Origin of the sequence: Klebsiella planticola ATCC 33531, assembly GCF_000735435.1 — a bacterium.
Lineage (GTDB): Bacteria > Pseudomonadota > Gammaproteobacteria > Enterobacterales > Enterobacteriaceae > Klebsiella > Klebsiella planticola.
In genome coordinates this window covers 1-18,886 of the sequence record NZ_JMPP01000045.1, presented here as the reverse complement: position 1 = coordinate 18,886, position 18,886 = coordinate 1, and the positions used below count along the sequence as shown (strand labels likewise).

The 18,886-nt window shown below is 57.6% G+C and carries 18 protein-coding genes and 1 pseudogene; 7 read left to right on the top strand and 12 right to left on the bottom strand.

All coding sequences use genetic code 11. The features are described from left to right. The first annotated feature begins 18 nt into the window (after window positions 1-18). Entirely contained in the window at window positions 19-1,023 is a 1,005-nt protein-coding gene (tehA, locus tag GRPL_RS07760) for a dicarboxylate transporter/tellurite-resistance protein TehA (RefSeq protein ID WP_032699995.1), read from the top strand. Further along, window positions 1,020-1,616 (top strand): tellurite resistance methyltransferase TehB, encoded by a 597-nt coding sequence (tehB, locus tag GRPL_RS07765; RefSeq protein ID WP_032699994.1) that lies wholly within the window; start codon window positions 1,020-1,022, stop codon window positions 1,614-1,616. The genes tehA and tehB overlap by 4 nt, the downstream gene beginning before the upstream one ends. Here tehB and pepT read toward each other — a convergent pair. Next, window positions 1,613-2,842 carry a peptidase T gene (gene pepT / locus GRPL_RS07770; protein ID WP_032696297.1) on the bottom strand — a complete coding sequence of 410 codons (1,230 nt, stop codon included), beginning with the start codon at window positions 2,840-2,842 and terminating at the stop codon, window positions 1,613-1,615. The two genes, tehB and pepT, sit on opposite strands and share 4 nt — an antisense overlap. 115 nt (window positions 2,843-2,957) lie before the next feature. Between pepT and GRPL_RS07775 the strand changes: the two genes are divergently transcribed. Both GRPL_RS07775 and GRPL_RS07780 read left to right on the top strand, forming a co-directional pair. Beyond that, window positions 2,958-4,550 carry an ABC transporter substrate-binding protein gene (locus tag GRPL_RS07775; protein WP_032699992.1) on the top strand — a complete coding sequence of 531 codons (1,593 nt, stop codon included), beginning with the start codon at window positions 2,958-2,960 and terminating at the stop codon, window positions 4,548-4,550. A 135-nt stretch (window positions 4,551-4,685) separates the two neighbouring features. Next, window positions 4,686-5,354 (top strand): DUF3313 domain-containing protein, encoded by a 669-nt coding sequence (locus tag GRPL_RS07780; protein ID WP_032687910.1) that lies wholly within the window; start codon window positions 4,686-4,688, stop codon window positions 5,352-5,354. A gap of 442 nt (window positions 5,355-5,796) precedes the next feature. Here GRPL_RS07780 and GRPL_RS07785 read toward each other — a convergent pair whose 3' ends face one another. Beyond that, window positions 5,797-6,693, bottom strand: a complete 897-nt coding sequence (locus GRPL_RS07785) for a DMT family transporter (protein ID WP_032687909.1) — start codon at window positions 6,691-6,693, stop codon at window positions 5,797-5,799. Window positions 6,694-6,876: 183 nt separating this feature from the next. On the opposite strand from GRPL_RS07785, the gene GRPL_RS07790 reads away from it, so the two are divergent. Further along, a complete protein-coding gene (locus GRPL_RS07790) occupies window positions 6,877-7,743 on the top strand; it encodes an AraC family transcriptional regulator (RefSeq protein ID WP_032696295.1) in 867 nt (288 codons plus the stop codon). On the opposite strand, the pseudogene GRPL_RS07795 reads toward GRPL_RS07790, so the two are convergent. Next, window positions 7,723-8,892: pseudogene (locus GRPL_RS07795) on the bottom strand (benzoate/H(+) symporter BenE family transporter); the annotation flags it as partial. The gene GRPL_RS07790 and the pseudogene GRPL_RS07795 sit on opposite strands and share 21 nt — an antisense overlap. A gap of 187 nt (window positions 8,893-9,079) precedes the next feature. Between GRPL_RS07795 and GRPL_RS07800 the strand changes: the two are divergent. Together GRPL_RS07800 and GRPL_RS07805 are read left to right on the top strand one after the other, a co-directional pair. Continuing rightward, on the top strand, window positions 9,080-9,628 hold the full coding sequence (locus tag GRPL_RS07800; protein WP_032687903.1) for a helix-turn-helix domain-containing protein: 549 nt from the start codon (window positions 9,080-9,082) through the stop codon (window positions 9,626-9,628). A 232-nt stretch (window positions 9,629-9,860) separates the two neighbouring features. After that, window positions 9,861-11,825, top strand: a complete 1,965-nt coding sequence (locus GRPL_RS07805) for a peptidase U32 family protein (protein WP_032687901.1) — start codon at window positions 9,861-9,863, stop codon at window positions 11,823-11,825. Between the two features lie 13 nt (window positions 11,826-11,838). On the opposite strand, the gene GRPL_RS07810 is transcribed toward GRPL_RS07805, so the two are convergent. The 9 genes from GRPL_RS07810 to GRPL_RS07845 all read right to left on the bottom strand — a co-directional run. Further along, window positions 11,839-12,072 carry a DUF2554 family protein gene (locus GRPL_RS07810; protein WP_032687899.1) on the bottom strand — a complete coding sequence of 78 codons (234 nt, stop codon included), beginning with the start codon at window positions 12,070-12,072 and terminating at the stop codon, window positions 11,839-11,841. 155 nt (window positions 12,073-12,227) lie between these two features. Further along, window positions 12,228-12,506, bottom strand: coding sequence for a hypothetical protein (locus GRPL_RS07815; RefSeq protein ID WP_032696294.1), 279 nt, complete (start codon window positions 12,504-12,506; stop codon window positions 12,228-12,230). A gap of 99 nt (window positions 12,507-12,605) precedes the next feature. Continuing rightward, window positions 12,606-12,731, bottom strand: coding sequence for a DUF2474 domain-containing protein (locus tag GRPL_RS27040; protein ID WP_004861503.1), 126 nt, complete (start codon window positions 12,729-12,731; stop codon window positions 12,606-12,608). Beyond that, window positions 12,731-13,741, bottom strand: coding sequence for a cytochrome d ubiquinol oxidase subunit II (gene cydB, locus GRPL_RS07820; RefSeq protein ID WP_032699991.1), 1,011 nt, complete (start codon window positions 13,739-13,741; stop codon window positions 12,731-12,733). Before cydB ends, GRPL_RS27040 begins: the two co-directional genes overlap by 1 nt. Next, window positions 13,741-15,138, bottom strand: a complete 1,398-nt coding sequence (locus GRPL_RS07825; RefSeq protein ID WP_032696293.1) for a cytochrome ubiquinol oxidase subunit I — start codon at window positions 15,136-15,138, stop codon at window positions 13,741-13,743. Before GRPL_RS07825 ends, cydB begins: the two co-directional genes overlap by 1 nt. Window positions 15,139-15,376: 238 nt before the next feature. Continuing rightward, a complete protein-coding gene (locus GRPL_RS07830; RefSeq protein WP_032699990.1) occupies window positions 15,377-16,543 on the bottom strand; it encodes an iron-containing alcohol dehydrogenase in 1,167 nt (388 codons plus the stop codon). Between the two features lie 9 nt (window positions 16,544-16,552). Next, complete coding sequence (locus tag GRPL_RS07835) at window positions 16,553-16,867, bottom strand: putative quinol monooxygenase (RefSeq protein WP_032696291.1); 315 nt, start codon at window positions 16,865-16,867, stop codon at window positions 16,553-16,555. A 13-nt stretch (window positions 16,868-16,880) separates the two neighbouring features. Beyond that, entirely contained in the window at window positions 16,881-17,459 is a 579-nt protein-coding gene (locus tag GRPL_RS07840; protein ID WP_032687892.1) for a glycerol-3-phosphate responsive antiterminator, read from the bottom strand. Further along, window positions 17,456-18,886, bottom strand: a 1,431-nt coding sequence (locus GRPL_RS07845; RefSeq protein ID WP_032699988.1) for an FAD-binding oxidoreductase, incomplete at its 5' end; no start/stop codon positions are given. The genes GRPL_RS07845 and GRPL_RS07840, both read right to left, overlap by 4 nt.

Sequence of the window (18,886 nt, the reverse complement as noted above, 5' to 3'; positions counted from 1 at the left end):
ATTGAAAAAATAAATAAAATGAATAAAAAACCGCTTGAACGGCAGGTCCTGAATTTACCTGCAGGTTATTTTGGCATGGTGCTGGGCACGATCGGTATGGGCTTCGCGTGGCGCTATGCCAGCACCCTCTGGCCGGTGAGTCGGGCTATCGGCGATGGTCTGGTGGCGCTGGCGGCAATGATTTGGGCGCTGCTGACGATAGCGTTTATCTCCCGGGCCATTCGCTTCCCGTGGAGCGTGCTGCAGGAGATGCGCCATCCGGTTGCCAGCAGCTTTGTCAGCCTGTTTCCCGCCACCACGATGTTAGTGGCTATCGGCTTCGTACCGTGGTTTCGTCCGCTCTCGCTGCTGCTGTTCAGCCTTGGCGTGGTGCTCCAGCTGAGCTATTCCGCCTGGCAGAGCGCCGGGCTATGGCGCGGAAAACACCCGAGCGACGCCACCACGCCGGGACTCTATTTACCGACGGTGGCAAACAATTTCATCAGCGCGATGGCCTGCGGGGCGCTCGGCTTTAACGACGCCGGGCTGGTGTTTCTTGGCGCCGGGATCTTCTCGTGGCTGAGCCTGGAGCCGGTGATTCTGCAACGACTACGCAGCCATGGCGAACTGCCCGCCGCGATGCGCACCTCGCTGGGTATCCAGCTGGCGCCAGCGCTGGTGGCGTGCAGCGCCTGGCTCAGCGTCAACGGCGCAGAGGCGGATACGTTAGCCAAACTGCTGTTTGGCTATGGCCTTTTACAACTGCTGTTTATGCTACGTCTGATGCCGTGGTACCTGCGGCAGCCGTTCAATGCGTCCTTCTGGAGCTTTTCTTTTGGTATTTCCGCATTGGCCAGCACCGGATTGCATCTTGGACACAGCCAGCCGAGCGGCTTGTTCCATTACTTATCGATTCCGTTGTTTATCTTTACCAATCTGATTATTGGACTGCTGTTGCTACGCACGTTTCTGCTGTTGCTGCGGGGGAAATTGCTGATTCGCGTCGACCGGGCCACATTATTAAACAATAAGGACTTATCATGACTATCCGTGACGAAAACTACTTTACTGATAAATACGGGCTGACCCGTACCCACTCGGAAGTGGTCTATGCCGCGACCCAGGTGCCGCCGGGAAAAGCGCTGGATCTGGGGTGTGGCAACGGGCGCAATAGCCTCTATCTGGCGGCAAACGGCTTTGATGTGACGGCGTGGGATAAAAACCCGATGAGCATCAATAATCTGGAGAGCATTCGTGCGCAGGAAGAGCTGAGCAATCTCCAGGCGGCGGTCAAGGATCTGAATAGCTTAAGCTTCGACGGTGAATATGACTTTATTCTCTCCACCGTGGTACTGATGTTCCTTGAAGCGAAAACTATTCCGGGACTCATCGCGAACATGCAGTGTTGCACCAGACCGGGCGGCTACAACCTGATCGTTGCGGCAATGGACACCGACGATTATCCCTGCACCGTTGGCTTCCCGTTTGCCTTTAAACCTGAGGAACTGCGGCGCTACTACGCCGGCTGGTCGTTCCTCAGGTACAACGAAGAGGTGGGCGAGCTGCACCGCACCGATGCCAACGGCAACCGTATCAAACTGCGTTTTGCCACCATGCTGGCGCAAAAGCCGGTTTAACGGGCCGCCAGCAGGCAGAGCTGTAACGCCGTATGATACGAGGCCTCAAAGGCGCGCAGCGGCAAAAACTCAAATTTCGAGTGGAAGTTGTGCGCGCCGGTGAAGAAGTTGGGCGTTAGCAGGCCTTTTGCCGAGAGCGCCGCACCATCGGTACCGCCGCGCATTGGCGTAGGTTTTGGCGTCACGCCAATGCTCTCCATGGCTTCGAACATCAGGTCAATGGCCCGGCGATCGTCGCCAATGGCATTGCTGATGTTGCTGTAGGTGTCGCTAATCGAAAATTCGACGCTGGCCGTCGGGTATTGTGCGGCAATGTGTTCAGCGACGTCGCCAATCTGCTGTTTGCGGCGTAAAAAGCTCTCGCTGTCGAAATCGCGAATGCTGGCCTGCAGCAGGGTGCTGTTTTGATCGCCCTGAATGCCGTTAAACCAGACGTAACCTTCGCGTCCAGCGGTGTGTTCTGGCGTCTGCAGGCGATCGAAATGGCTGATGTAATCGGCGGCCATCAGTAGCGGGTTGACCAGCACGCCTTTGGCGGACATCGGATGGGCGGTCACCCCGGTGAAGCGAATCTCCGCCGCCGCGGCGTTAAAGTTCTCATACACGATCTCGCCCAGTTCGCAGCAGTCGATAGTCCAGGCAAAATCGACGGCAAAACGGCTGAGATCCAGCGCTTTCGCCCCCCGCAGGCCCACCTCTTCATCGGGGACGAAGGCCACCACGATATCGCCGTGACGATGTTCCGGCGTCAGGTTTTCCAGCACCGTCATCACCACCGTGACCGCCGATTTGTTGTCGGCGCCGAGCACACTGGTGCCATCGCTGAAAATAATCTCTTCGTCCGGGTAGGCGAGAATCTCCGGATGCTCGGCAACCCGCAGCCAGATCTGCTTTTCACTATTCAGGCACAGATCCTCGCCGGTAAAACGCAAAATTTGTGGATGAATGTCCGGGGACAGCCCGACGTCCACGGTGTCGATGTGGGTGATAAAGCCAATCCGCGGCGCGCCCGGAACATTCCCTCTTTTTACCGCGGTGACGGTGGCATGGTCATCAATCACGATATCGTCCAGCCCAAGGCGGCGTAACTCGTCGGCAAGCTCGCGGGCCATCTCATGTTGTCCCGGCGTGGTTGGCAGCGTGGTAGCGCGCGGGTCGCTTTGGCTGCTGATGGCCAGGTAGCGGAAGAAGCGCTGGGTCAATTGACTGGCAAGTGGAGATGGCATAGTGATTCCTTCTTTATTTATTTTTTCAGGTGTTTGCAATCTGGCTTTAGTGTTATGTATGGGCAGGAAAACAACAAGCTATTCATTAGCTGACAAATTAAAAAAGGAAAACGTTATGCAACGCAAACTCACCACGCTTGCTCTGACAATAACGGCACTCACGTTTGGTTCCGCCGTGAGCGCAAAAACGCTGGTTTACTGCTCCGAAGGATCGCCGGAGAATTTCAATCCTCAGCTCTACACCTCCGGTACCAGCGTGGACGCCAGCGCGGTTCCGGTTTATAACCGGCTGGTTGACTTTAAGGTGGGCACCACCGAACTGCAGCCGAGCCTCGCGGAAAGCTGGGAGGTCAGCGACGACGGAAAAGTCTATACCTTCCATTTACGCAAAGGGGTGAAGTTTCAAAGTAATAAATATTTCACGCCCACCCGCGATTTTAATGCCGACGATGTGATTTTCTCCTTTATGCGGCAAAAAGATCCGCAGCATCCTTATCACAACGTCTCCGGCGGCAGCTACTCTAACTTTGAAAGCCTGGAGTTTGGCCAGTTAATTACCGCTATTGATAAGCCTGATGAGTATACGGTGCGCTTTACGTTGGCCCGCGCCGAAGCGCCGTTTGTGGCAGACCTGGCGTGGTATTTTGCCTCTGTGTTATCGGCGGAATATGCGGATGCGATGCTCAAAGCCGGTACCCCGCAGCGCGTCGATTCCGACCCGATTGGCACCGGTCCCTTTAAGCTGGCGCAGTATCAGAAAGATTCCCGCATTCTTTATACCGCCTTCCCGGACTACTGGCAGGGGAAAGCAAAAATCGATCGGCTGGTTTTTAGCATTACCCCGGACGCTTCGGTGCGCTATGCCAAACTGGAAAAGAATGAATGCCAGGTGATGCCATTTCCTAATCCGGCCGATTTGCCCAGGATGAAGGAAAATAAAAACATTCATCTGCTGAATAAAGCTGGCTTGAATACCGGGTTCCTTGCTTTTAATACGCAAAAACCGCCGCTGGACAATGTCAAAGTGCGTCAGGCCCTGGCGATGGCGATTAATAAGCCGGCGATTATTGAAGCGGTGTTCCACGGTACCGGCACGCAGGCGAAAAACCTGCTGCCGCCGGGGGTATGGAGCGCGGACGCGGAACTGAAAGATTATGACTATGACCCGCAGAAAGCCAAAACGCTGCTGCAGGAGGCGGGTATTAGCGGTCCGTTAACGATCGATCTGTGGGCGATGCCGGTGCAGCGTCCTTATAACCCCAACGCTAAGCGGATGGCGGAAATGATTCAGGCCGACTGGGCTAAAATCGGCGTACAGACCAAAATCACCACCTATGAATGGGGTGAATATCTGAAGCGGGTAAAAGATGGCGAGCATCAGGCGGCGTTGATGGGCTGGACCACGGCGACCGGCGATCCCGACAACTTCTTCGGGCCGCTATTTACCTGTCAGTCGGCGAACGGCGGCTCTAACTCGGCGAAATGGTGCTATCAGCCATTTGATAAAATTATCGCCGAGGCAAAATCGATTACCGATCGTCCAAAACGCGAAGCGCTGTATAAACAGGCGCAGCAGATGATGCATGACCAAATGCCGGCGGTGATGATTGCGCATTCGACTATTTTTGAACCGGTACGCAAAGAAATTTCTGACTATGAAATTGATCCTTTTGGCAAGCATATTTTCTATCAGGTCGACATAAAGTAAACAATAAATGTCAATCCGCCCACCGTGGCGGATTTATTTTTTCAAACGTTTGACGTTCCCCTTTTTTTGTCACAAAACTTACCTTGGTATTTTGCTATAAATCGCGCCGACAACTGCATTTACAGGGATTCACTCATGCGTACTCATTTCATTTTTAAAGTGGCAGCACTTGCTGGTCTGTTAGCACTCGCGGGCTGTGCCTCAAAAATTGCCGCCCCGGAAAAATATTCTGGTTTCTTAAAAGACTATTCGAACTTAAAAGAAACGACGTCGGCTTCTGGTAAGCCAGAACTGCGCTGGATCGCTGCGGATTACAATCCGCAAAACTACGATAGCATCGTCTATAACCCGATTACCTATTACCCGGTGCCAAAACCCTCTACCCAGGTCGGGGAAAAAGCGCTGAGCGATATTCTCACTTATACCAACAAACAGATGAAGCAGGCGATAGCCGAGCGTAAACCGCTGGTAGCGAAACCCGGCCCGCGCAGCCTGATTTTCCGCGGCGCGATCACCGGCGTGGATTCCAGTAAAGAGGGGCTGCAATTCTATGAAGTGGTTCCGGTCGCGATGGTGGTGGCAGGAACGCAGATGGCGACCGGGCACCGGACAATGGATACCAACCTCTACTTTGAAGGGGAGCTGATTGATCCGGCGACCAATAAACCGGTGGTCAAAGTGGTGCGTAAGGGCGAAGGCAAAGCGCTGGCGAACGAAAGTACGCCGATGACCATTGATACCCTGAAACAGGTGATTGATGACATGGCGATCGATGCCGTGAAATTTGACCCGACGCAGAAATAATCCTGCGACAACGCAAAAGGCGCCTCCTGAAGGGCGTCTCAGATTGTCGGCAAATCACATTGCCCGACGGCGCTGCGCTTGTACGGGCCTACAGAGCTTGTGCAAATCTTAGCGGTGACGGGTTTTGTAGGCCGGGTCAGGCGTCAGCCGTCACCCGGCAAAACGTGGGCACGATGTTTAAAACGGGCCTGTCATGAATCTCAGGCACCCTTCGGGATAGCGCACTGGATTGTTGACAGAGCAAGCCACTTAAATTGCCCGATGGCGCTGCGCTTGTACGGGCCTACAGAGCTTGTGCAAATCTTAGCGATGACGGGTTTTGTAGGCCGGGTCAGGCGTCAGCCGCCACCCGGCAAAATGTGGGCACGATGTTCAAAACAGGCTTGTCACAAGTCTCAGGCGCCCTTCACGAGGGCGCCTGTTTTATGTCAGCCGGCAGGAATTAAGCCAGTCTGCGGCGCAGGAACCACTGCTCGGGACGGGCAAACATCACCAGATTCCCCACCAGAATCAGCGCCAGCCCGATAACCGCGTTGCTGTGCCAGACGTAGCCTTCGTAAAAGGTCGAAATCGTCAGGGCCACCAGCGGGAACAGCAGGGTACTGTAGGCGGCTTTTCCGGCGCCAATCCGGCCAACCAGCGTAAAGTAAGCGCCGAACGCAATCACCGATCCGAACAGCGCCAGGTATAGCAGCGCGCCCATATAGCTCAGCGTCCACTGGGGCGTGAAATCATCGCCGCGCACCAGAGCGATAGCTCCCATCACCAGGGTGCCGTAGAGCATCGCCCAGCTGTTGGTGGTCAGGGTTTCCAGACCACGGCGCTGGTGGCGCATACTGAGCATATTGCCGAGAGAAAAACCGTAGGTTCCCAGCGCGCTGAGACCAATTCCCCACAGCAGGGAGGCGTTGAGTCCGTTACTGAGCAGATCGTCCCAGAACAGCGTGATAATCCCCACGAGGCCAAGCGCGGCGGCAAGCCAGAAACGAGCGGGCGGCTGCTGACGGAAGAAAATAAACCCGTTGATGGCGTTAAACAGGACCGCCATGGAAAAAATAACCGATTCAAGACCGGTGTTGATGTGCGCGGCGGCGGTATAAAAGCACCAGAAGTTGAAACAGAAGACGCAGCAGCCCTGCACGACACAGAACAGATGATCGCGCAGCGCCAGCGGACGCAGACGACGGGTTGCCAGCAGTATCGCCAGCATCGTGACGCTGGCGACCGCGAAACGCCAGAAAATGGAGACCGGCGCGGAGACCGGCCCCTGTTGTAAAAAGATGGCAATCCATGTCGTTCCCCAGATAACGACCACCAGCCCGTACAGTATTGCGTTCAAAATATTTCTCCCATAAGCACACCAAAGACGCAGTGTGGCGGTTATTGAGCGCCGCCGCTGTCATCCTTGCGGGCTGGACTTGCAAATTCTTGCGCTTATTTTTACCGAATGACCGGAGAGATCTGGTATCCGCTGCCGACTCTTCATAGACTAGGGGTTTACGAAATCAGATGTGTGAAGGCCATGGCTTACGGGACGTTCGAAACATTACGCCGACAAAAAGCCGTCCTGCGGGAGACGGTGGAGCTCAACTCCGGTATTCAACTGGCGGCGTGGTATAACAATCGCGATACGGTGACGGTGCGCAGCGACCACCATACCCTGAGTCTGTACGTCGCGGATGGCTACGAAAGTTATCAGAAAACCCCCGCCGGCTGGAAAAACGGCGGGGGTCCGGACCGTTTTTGCCTGATGCCGAAGGGGGCTGAGAGCACCTGGGATATTCGCGGCGACCTCTCGTTCGTGCATCTGTACTGTACCGACGACCATCTGCGTCGGGTCGGCGAGCAGATCTGGGACCGCAGCCCGGCCTCGTTTAGTCTGCAGGAACAGACCTTTTCCCGGGATGATAAAATTACCGCCGTCTATCGCCAGTTTCTTCTCGATTACGACTGGCAGCAGCAGGCCAACCAGCTGACCTTAAGCTCCGCCAGCACGCTGCTGCTGACCCATCTTATTCAGCACTACTCGAACGTTCAGTGGCGGTTGCCCACGGTCTCCGGTGGCCTGGCGCCGCACGTTCTGCGTAATCTGCTGGCGTGGGTTGAGGAGAACCTGGATCAGCCGCTGACGCTGGCCGATCTGGCGCAGGAGGCGGCGCTCAGCGAATATCACTTCGCGCGGATGTTCCGGCAGTCAATGAACATGGCGCCGCACCAGTATGTGATGCAGCGGCGGATGGTCAAAGCGCAGGAGCTTATCTGCCGCAGCGCCCGGCCGTTGACCGATATCGCGATGGCCTGCGGTTTCAGCTCCGCCAGCCATTTCAGCAACCGGGTGAAAAGCGCCACCGGTCTGACCCCTTCGCAGTTACGTGCGGCGCAGCGCTGACAGCAGGGCGAAACTCACGCCGCCGAGCACCAGCCCCCAGAATGCCGAGCCGATTCCCGCTAAGGTCACGCCGCTGGCGGTGACCAGAAACGTCACCCCCGCCGCATCGCGTTCATTCTCCTGATTCAGCGCCTGAAACAGACTCCCGCCAAGCGTCCCGAGCAGCGCCAGCCCTGCCAGCATCTGAATCCACGCCGTCGGCAGCGCGGACATCAAGGCGGTAATCGAACCGCCGAACAGCCCGGCCAGCAGATAAAAACCGCCCGCGGCGGCAGCGGCCAGCCAGCGCCGCTGCGGGTCAGGATGGGCCTCCGGACTTTGGCAGATGGCGGCGGTAATGGCGGCAATACAGATGGAGTAGACGCCAAAAGGGGACAGTATCAGCGCCAGTCCGGCGGTCGCGACAATCAGCGGCGACACGGGCACCCGATAACCGGAAGCCTGCATCGTGGCGAACCCGGGGGCGTTTTGCGAGGCCATGGTGACCAGGAAGAACGGCACGCCGACGCTGAGCAGCAGTGACGGGGTAAACTGCGGCGCGATATATTCCGGGGCGACAAAAGCAAGGCTGATGTGGTTCCCGGCGACATTGCCGGAGAACACGGCGATGGCGCCGCCGACCAGCAGCGCTGCTACTACCGCAAAGCGTGGATACAGCGCTTTACACAGCAGCCAGGCTGCCAGCATTGCGCCGCACAGCAGGAGATGGTCTTCAAGGGTGGCGAAGGCCTGCAGGCCGAAGCGCAGTAAAATCCCTGCCAGCATGGCGGCGGCGAGCGAGTGGGGGATAATTTTCATCAGCCGGGCAAAAAGGCCGGTCAGCCCGCATAGCACCATTAGACCATTGGCAAAGATAAACACGCCGACCGCCTGGTTCAGCGTCGCGCCCGGTAAGCCGCTGACCAGTAGCGCGGCGCCGGGGGTTGACCAGGCGGTGAGGATCGGCACTTTGCGCCATAGCGTGAGGGCCAGCGTGCTGATCCCCATCCCCAGGCCGAGGGCCGTCATCCAGCCGGCTATCTGATCCGCATTGGCACCTGCGCTGGCGGCGGCTTGCCAGATAATGGCGGCTGAGCTGGCGTAGCCGACCAGGACGGCGATAAACCCGGCGAGCAGCGTTGGCAGCGGGAGTGAGAACGAGCGCATAGTGACCTCTTGTGCGTTATAACATCCGACAAAATGTAGTACCGTGCGCTATAACGCACAACCATCTTTTCCCTCTTTCCATGCCGCCGTTATCGTCGTCCCGGCAGTTCCAGACGCGTTTCCCGACGAAACTCCCTGTAGAATCATACGAATGCGCGTATAATTTCTGCTGAGCATATCAGGAGGTGGAATGAATATTGCGCAACATCTGGCGACGACCCTGAAAACGCTGCGTCAACAGCGCGGCTGGAGTCTGTCGCGACTGGCGGAAGAGACCGGGGTGTCAAAAGCGATGCTCGGGCAGGTTGAGCGAAATGAATCCAGCCCGACGGTAGCGACCTTGTGGAAAATCGCCACCGGTCTGAACGTGCCTTTCTCGGCGTTTATCGTCGCCGATGAATCGACCGCGCCGACCGCCTTTGACCCGCAGCAGCAGGCGATGGTGGTGACGCCCATTTTCCCGTGGGACCCGGAGCTGCGTTTTGACCACTTCTCGATTACTCTCGCCCCCGGCGCGCTCAGCGAATCCACGCCGCACGAGAAAGGGGTGATTGAACATGTGGTGGTGATAAGCGGCGTGCTGGATCTGTGTCTGCAGGGGGAGTGGCTGACGCTAACGAGCGGAGAAGGGCGGCGGTTTGCCGGAGATCTGGCGCATGCCTATCGTAACAGCGGCGCGCAAACGGCCCATTTTCACTCGCTGATTCATTATCCCAAAGAAAAAGCCGCAGAGATTTAACCTGCGGCCAATCAAATGATTAATGTAACCACTCACAACGTGACGAGGAAAATCCGGAATACGTGATGACTGTAACCGTAGACGTTTTGCGAAGGAAATGCCTTTTCCTTCAATGCTTTGCTGGAAACTGAAAATTCACCCATTCCCCGTGATGGAAAATGATTTCGTCTGTGCCCACTTCTGACTACAATAGCCGCCATTTCGACCCCCTATAACGGATAACGACGAGCGTATGCGCCTGCACAACCATCATCTTGAACTTCTTAGCCCCGCCCGCGATGTCGGGATCGCCCGTGAAGCGATTTTACACGGCGCAGACGCGGTTTATATCGGCGGACCGGGTTTCGGCGCACGCCACAACGCCAGCAACAGCCTTAGCGATATCGCCGGACTGGTGCCTTTCGCCCATCGCTACGGCGCGAAAATCTTTGTGACGCTGAATACGATCCTGCACGATGATGAGCTGGAACCGGCGCAGCGACTGATTACCGACCTGTATGAAACCGGCGTTGATGCGCTGATCGTGCAGGATATGGGGGTGATGGAGCTGGATATTCCGCCGATTGAGCTGCACGCCAGCACCCAGTGCGATATTCGCAGCGTCGAGAAGGCAAAATTCCTCTCCGACGTCGGCTTTAGCCAAATCGTGCTGGCGCGCGAGCTCAACCTGCAACAGATTAAAGCGATTTACGATAATACCGACGCGACGATCGAGTTCTTTATTCACGGCGCCCTGTGCGTGGCCTATTCCGGGCAGTGCAATATCTCTCATGCCCAGACCGGGCGCAGCGCCAACCGCGGCGACTGCTCCCAGGCGTGCCGTTTGCCGTATACCCTGAAAGATGACCAGGGCCGCGTGGTGGCCTATGAGAAACACCTTCTGTCGATGAAAGACAACGATCAGACCGCCAACCTGGCCCAGTTGATCGATGCCGGCGTGCGCTCCTTCAAAATTGAAGGTCGTTACAAAGATATGAGCTACGTGAAGAACATCACCGCGCACTATCGTCAGATGCTCGACGCGATTATTGAAGATCGCGGCGATCTGATGCGTTCGTCCGCCGGGCGCACCGAACACTTTTTCGTCCCCTCGACGGATAAAACCTTCCATCGCGGCAGCACCGACTACTTTGTCAATGCGCGCAAAGGCGACATCGGCGCGTTTGATTCACCGAAATTTATCGGCCTGCCGGTGGGTGAAGTGCTGAAAGTGGCTAAAGACCACCTGGATGTTGAAGTGACCGAGGCGCTGACCAATGGCGATGGCCTCAACGTGATGATTAAGCGCGAAATCGTCGGTTTCCGCGCCAACACGGTGGAAAAAACCGGCGAAAATCGCTATCGCGTATGGCCGAACGAGATGCCGGCCGATCTGCATAAAGTTCGGCCGCACCAGGTGTTGAACCGTAACCTCGACCATAACTGGCAGCAGGCTTTGCAAAAGACCTCCAGCGAGCGGCGGATTGCGGTCGACATCAACCTCAGCGGCTGGCAGGAGCAGCTGGTGCTGACGATGACCTGCGAAGATGGCGTCAGCGTCACCCACACCCTGGACGGCGAGTTTGCCGAAGCGACCCAGGCGGAGAAAGCGCTGGCGAACCTACGGGACGGCGTGGCCAAGCTGGGGCAGACTATCTATTTTGCCCGCGATGTGCAGATCAATCTCCCCGGGGCGCTGTTTGTGCCGAATAGCCTGCTGAACCAACTGCGTCGGGAAACGGTAGAACGCCTGGACGAGGCGCGGGTGAATGCCGCGCCGCGCGGCCAGCGTAAAGCTGTTTCCGTGCCGCCGCCGGTTTACCCTGAAACCCATCTGTCGTTCCTTGCCAACGTCTATAACCATAAGGCGCGTGCGTTTTACCAGCGCTATGGCGTAAAGCTGATCGATGCGGCCTATGAAGCGCATGAAGAGAAGGGCGACGTGCCGGTGATGATCACTAAACACTGTCTGCGTTTTGCCTTCAATTTATGTCCGAAGCAGGCCAAGGGGTCGATTAAGAGCTGGAAAGCGACGCCGATGCAGCTCATTCACGGTGATGAAGTGCTGACGCTGAAATTCGACTGCCGTCCGTGCGAAATGCACGTCATCGGCAAAATGAAAAATCATATTTTGAAAATGCCGCTTCCGGGGAGCGTTGTCGCCTCGGTCAGTCCGGATGAGCTGTTGAAGACCCTGCCAAAGCGTAAAGGCGCCTGATCGACGGCAGACGCTACTGGCGGAAGTCCATTTTCGGTTTGCGCGCATTCTGCCAGTGGTGACGTTCGCGCAGATCGGCGGCGGCCTCGTTCCGCTGGCTGCGCAGCTCATCACTGTCGGCCTCGTGCAGCAGCTGCTGTTCGAGGCTTTGTACCGGGAAGTATTCATGTCCTTGTTTGCGGGCCAGCAGATGGCCGGAAAATAACGCACACATCAGCACTAACGCCGAAACGCATCTCTTGAGCATATCTATTTCCAGTGACAGACGAGTGGGGCTACTATGCTCTGAATTTCTTGAGCTTTATTATCGGGTTATCAAAGAAGAGCAAAGTCTGCGTCAGTCTTTCCTGACGAATGGCGAAAAAAAGCCCGGCGCGATGCACGCGTCGGGCCACAGCAGGATTATTTTTTCGGTGGCAACGGTTTGCCATTGTGCTGGCCGTCTTTCGGCGGCTGTTGGTTGCCGTGTGCGGGCGACTTGCCTTTCGGTGACGGTTTGCCGTTATGCTGTGCGCTCTGCGCTGGCCGTTTAGCGCTGTGCTGCTGCAGGTTCTTATTGTGGCCGTTATGCTGTTGGCCTGCGGCCGCTTTCCCCGGAGGCGGCGGGGGATTATCGGCCGCAAAGGTCAGGGAAGAGAGCGCCAACGACATCGCCGCAGATAACAAGACAATCTTTTTCATCGCTACATCCTTTATTTTTATGTGCTTTGAGATTTCAGCAAATAAAAATGGAGAGACAATGGAGTTCTTGCTAATCAGAGTAATCCGCAGCGCCGGGGATTAAACTTTCAGCCCGGCCGCGGTCATTAAAAAGCGAAAAAGCATACTGACTGCCCCCAGCGCCAGCACGCTGGTCCCCCACAGCGCGACCATCCATAATAATTGCTTCAGCCGTGACTGATTCATCAATGATACCCCTCACCATGTTGGACTTTGCCGCGAAACACGTAATAGCTCCAGAAGGTATAGCCGAGGATCACCGGAATAATCAGCAGGGCGCCTACCAGCATGAAACCCTGGCTCTGCGGCGGCGCGGCGGCCTGCCACAGCGTAATGCCCGGCGGAATAATGTGTGGCCAGATACTGATCCCCAGACCGCTGAAGCCGAGAAACACCAGACCCAGCGTCAGAATAAAGGGCAGCGCATGGCGGTGTGGGTTGCGCAGGTCCCGCCACAGCCAGGCCCCTAACGCCACAACCAGCAGGGGAACCGGCAGCAGGAAAAAGAGGTTCGGCAGAGTGAACCAACGGGCGGCGATGGCCGGCTGCGCCAGCGGCGTCCACAGGCTGATGACGGCGATTGCGATCAGCAGCGCCAGCAGCAGCGTCCGCGAGGTATGGCGCATTTTGTCCTGCAGCGGATTTTCGCTCTTCATGACCAGCCAGGTGGCGCCCAGCAGCGCATAGGCAATAGTCAATCCGAGACCGCAGAACAGGGTAAACGGCGTCAGCCAGTCGAGCATCCCGCCGCTGAACGCGCGTCCGCTCACCGAAAAGCCATTAATGACCGCCCCAACAACCACTCCCTGGGAAAAGGTGGCCAGCAGCGAGCCGCCAAGAAAAGCGCGATCCCAGAACGGGCGGTGTGACGGCGTTGCCTGAAAGCGAAACTCAAAAGCCACGCCGCGAAAAATCAGGCCGATGAGCATTAACGTTAGCGGGATCGCCAGCGCATCGATAATCACCGCATAGGCGAGGGGAAACGCGCCGAACAGCCCGGCGCCACCAAGCACCAGCCAGGTTTCATTGCCGTCCCAGACCGGCGCCACGCTGTTAACCATGACGTCACGGTCTTCAGCATCGCGGGTGGTCGAGAACAAAATGCCGATCCCTAAATCGAAGCCATCCATCACGATGTACATCAGGGTGGCGAAGACGATAATGACGAACCAGATAACTGAGAGATCGATCCCCATTAGCGGGACTCCTTATGCTGAAAACCTTCCGTTGCCGCGGAGAGCGGGCGGGCCGGGGTACCGGATAGCGGTGGATTGAAGGTCTGCGGTCCTTTGCGGATCAGGCGCAGCATATAGCTGTAGCCGACGCCAAATACCGAGCTATAGACGATGAAAAAGGTCAGCAGACTGATAGTCATATGCAGGTCGCCATGGGCGGAGACGGCATCGGCAGTGCGCTGTACGCCATAGACCACCCAGGGCTGACGGCCCACTTCGGTGGTGACCCAACCGGCGAGAATGGCAATCAGCCCGGAAGGGCCCATCCACAGGGCAAAGCGCAGGAAGGGTTTCGACTGATACAGGCGCTGGCGGTAGCGCAGCCATAGCGCCAGCGCTCCAAGCAGGATCATCAGCATGCCGAGCCCGGCCATCAGGCGAAATGACCAGAAGACAATAGTCGAGTTGGGGCGGTCCTGCGGCGCGAATTCTTTCAGGGCAGGAACCTGTTTATCCAGACTATGCGTCAGGATCAGGCTACCGAGTGCCGGGATCTCAAGGCCATAGCGGGTGCGCTCCTGCGCCATATCCGGCCAGCCGAACAGCAGCAGGGGCGTCGGTTCCCCCGGCCGGTTTTCCCAGTGTCCCTCGATGGCGGCAATTTTTGCCGGCTGATGTTTCAGGGTGTTCAGGCCGTGCATATCGCCAATCATCGCCTGAATGGGGGCAACGATAAGCGTCATCCACAGTGCCATTGAAAACATTGCGCGAATTGCAGGCGTGTTATTACCGCGCAGCAGATGCCACGCCGCCGAGGCGCCGACGAACAGCGCGCTGCTAAGAAAAGCCGCTACCGTCATATGAAGCAGACGATACGGGAACGACGGGTTGAAGATAACCGCGAACCAGTCGACGGGAACCACCTGGCCGTTAACGATTTCAAATCCCTGCGGCGTCTGCATCCAGCTGTTGGAGGCGAGGATCCAGAAGGTCGAGATGATGGTCCCCAGCGCGACCATGCAGGTGGCGAAAAAGTGCATGCCGGGGCTGACGCGGTTCCAGCCAAAGAGCATGACCCCGAGGAACCCGGCCTCAAGGAAGAAGGCGGTCAGGACTTCATAAGTCAGCAGCGGGCCGGTAATACTGCCGGCAAACTCGGAAAAACCGCTCCAGTTGGTGCCGAACTGGTAGGCCATCACCAGACCGGAGACGACGCCCATGCCGAAGTTAACGGCGAAAATCTTTGACCAGAAGTGGTAAAGCGAGCGCCAGACAGGATTTTTTGTCTTCAGCCACAACCCTTCCAGTACCGCCAGATAGCTGGCCAGGCCGATGGTTATGGCGGGAAAGATAATGTGAAATGAGACGGTAAAGGCGAATTGAATTCGCGCCAGGTGGAATGCATCAAGACCGAACATGCAGAACTCCGCAAGAAAATTGATTCAGCGCAATTCTAGGCGGCGAGAGTTTCGGGTTGCAGAGGCAGAAAGGCTATTTTTTGTGATAACAGTTGCCTGACTGTTATGCCTTTTATCGGGGGAGTCAGGCGATGATGATGATCCACGAGCGGGATGTTATCTGCGGCTGGTCGCTGCGTACGCCGGAGAAAAAATGCGCGCCGCGTTGCGCTTGAGTCAATCCGCGGCGCGAACGGTCTTAAAAGGCCTGTTGATAAAGCCGCAGCGCGTCGCCCTCGTTGACCGTCACCGGGTTATTCACCAACAGCCGGGTTTGCAGCATGGCATCCCGGGCGAGCAGCGGCAGTTGAGCTTTATCAACTCCGACATCTCGCAAGCGCTGCGGCGCGCCGCTGGCAACGATAAGACGGGTCATTTCGGCAATGAATGCCGCGCTATCCCGTTGCACATCGCCACCGGTCTGTAGACCGATAGCCGCCGCAAGTTCTGCATACAGCGCCCCCGCTACGGGAGCATTGAAATGCAAAACGGGGATCAGCATCAGGGCGTTTGAGAGGCCGTGGGGCACGTGATAGCGTCCGCCAAGTGGATAGGCGAGCGCATGAACGGCTGCCACCGGCGCGTTGGCAAAGGCCTGACCTGCCAGCATCGCCCCGAGTAGCACCCCTTCGCGCGCCTCGCGATCCTGCCCGTGGCGACAAGCGTTGAGCAGATGACGAGTCATCAACCGCAGCGCTTCGCGGGCCAGCGCATCCGATAGCGGATTTTTTTTATGGGCGCTAGTATAGGCTTCGATGGCATGGACCATCGCGTCAATTGCGGCGGCCGCGGTATGCACCGGGGGCAAGCCGAGCGTCAGGTGGGCATCCAGCAGGACCACATCGCAATACAGCTGCGGGGCCACAACGCCCATTTTGCTGTTTTCACCGGTGGTGAGAATCGCGATGTTGGTCACTTCGGACCCGGTTCCGGCCGTCGTCGGGATTTGCATCAGCGGCAGACGCGTCCCTTCGACCTTATCCATGCCGTACATCGCCTCGAGCGGCTGCTGCGACGGCGCGAGCACGGCGGCCATTTTCGCCACATCCAGCGAGGAGCCGCCGCCGATCCCGATGACCATGTCGCAGCGTGCCTCACGGGCCTGTTCCGCCGCACGCAGGGCCAACTCGGCGGGCGGGTCGGCGACGACCCGGTCGAATCGGGTTACCGTATAGCCGCTGCGGCGCAATGCGTCCTCCACCGGTGCCAGCACGCCGGCGCTCACCAGACCGGGGTCGGTGACCAGTAAGATTCGCCTGGCCTGGAAGTATCGCTGGACGATTTCGCCCAGTCGCGTCGCACCTTGCCATTCGACGAGAACGGTCCCGACGGTGGTGAAGGTGAAGGCCTTTCCTGATGGGGGCATACTGACTCCTTATCTGTCGTTGTCCGTCTGCGGAACTAAAAAGCTCTCCACCTCTTTTTTATCCAGCAACGGGGCAATCACTTCGAGGCCCAGGTGTTGAAAATGCGGGGTCGCCCGGTGCGCATCGAGCCCGCCTGCGTGGCGATAACGCTCGAGGATCACGAAGTGCCGACGATCTTCCCGGGACTGAAAGAAGGCATAGGAGAGATTGTCCGTCTCCTGACGCGTGGCTGCGGCGAGGGCGTGCAATGCGGTTGCCACGTTCTCAATCTCATCCGGACGAGTGTAGTAGTGGGCGATGACCTGTAACTGCTGATTTCCCATAGAAAGCTCCGCGTTATTTCGTTGAAAGGGGCAGATTCCACAGCGCACTATCGCTGCTGGAGACCGCCGTCGCGCCGCTGGCAAGCGCCGCGCGGATTTGCGCTTCATTACTGACAAACCCGGATGCGACAATGGGCGGCAGGCGCTGGCGATCGGCCTGCGGCAACATGGCGAGCATCGGGGCTGGCATCAGCTGCACGTAATCGGGCTCGCTCTGCTCCAGCGCATGCAGGCTGCGAAGCCAGGTCGAACGATCGGTGACAAAGATCTTTTGCATCGTTACCAGTCCGCTTTTTTTTGCCCGCTGCACGGTCTGCAGGCGCGTAGAGAGCAGCCCCATGGCGCCGGTTTCGGCAATATAGTCGATCCCGCCTTTATCCTGCGACAAGCCGTTGCAGCTGTCGATATTGACGATCACATACTTGTCTGCCTTGGCCAGCAGGGTAATCACCGGCTGGAGTTTAATCAGATCGATATTGGCAATAATGCAGACCTGCGCCCTACTGGTGAGCGCCACTTTTAACTGGTCGATGCCGTAGATCGCCATAATCATCGGGTGGCACGCCAGCTGCGTGCCGAGGTTTTTGATCATTGTTGACCTGCCGGGTGCGAAACGTATTCATCGCTCAACCCCAGTTTCCCCGGATTGAGAATACGGTGTGGATCGAGTGCAGCTTTGATCTCCGCCATCACATTCAGCGTTTCGCCTAAGGCGGCCTGCATATAGGGCGAACGTAATAAACCTACGCCATGATGATGGCTGAGAGACGCGTTATGGCGAATCAGCACCGCGTTTGCCGCGTCCCAGGCAGCGCGATACCAGGCCGCTCGCTCCTTCACGGCAACATCTCCGCGCAGCGAAAAGTACAGACAGGCGCCGTCGACATAGGCGTGAGACTGATGGGCGGAGCCGGCGAGGGTACCCGGGACGGCGTTAATGGCGGCGACGACCTCCTCATAGAGAGTGGCCAGATCTCGCCAGCGGCCAACCATCTCCAGGGTATCGGCCACCAGGCCTGGGCTGCGGGCAAACCCTTCGGCGCTTTTCCCGGTGAGATAGCGGGTATCCAGCCAGCGCTCAAATATCGGATCGCTCTCCAGCGGCTGTCCCTGGCATTGCTCACAGACGCGCGCCGAGATGGCCATCACCGCGTCTACCAGCTCCTTTTCGCCCTCATCGGCAATCAACAGAACGTTGGTATCCGGTAAGGAGAACTGCACGCCGCTTTCGAGGTTATCGTACAGCCGCAGGGCAGCGGGGGTTGCGCCGTGCTGGAGGATCTGCCGGCAGGCTTCGAGGCCGTCGGCAAAGCTGGTGAAACCCCAGGCGATGGCGCGGCCATACTCCGGCAGGCGATGCAGTTTCAGGCGTACGCGTACAATGACGCCCAGCGTCCCCTCAGAGCCGATAAACAGCTGCTGAATGTCCGGTCCGGTGGCGCTGCGCGGCGCACCGCCGACGGTAATTAAGCGTCCATCAGCCAGCACCACATCCATGCCGTAGACCATATCTTCAATTTTCCCGTAGCGGGTCGACAGTTGACCGGCGCCGCGACAGGCGACCCATCCGCCCACCGTGCTGATGCCAAACGAGGAGGGCCAGTGGCCCATCGTCATGCCGTACTCCTGCTGAATGGTTTGTTCGAAGATATCGCCAAACATCCCGGCTTCTACCTCAACAATCTGGCTGTCCGGGTCAAACGTCAGCAGTTGGTTGAGGTCACAGACGTCGAGCACAATGCCGCCGCGCACCGGCAACGCGGCGCCGGTAACGTTGCTGCGTCCGGCGGAAACCGTTAGCGGCAGATGGTGGCGATGGGCGATTCTGACCACCTCCTGAACCTGCTCGACGCGGGAGACGCGGACGATAACCGCAATTGGGGTCGCCGGGTTGCCATCGGTCTCGGCGATCATCGAGCCAGCCCACCAGTCGCGGGTCCAGTTCAAGACATCATGACGGGCGGTGAGCACCTCGTTAGCTACGCTACGCAGCTGGTCAACAATGCTTTCACTCACAGT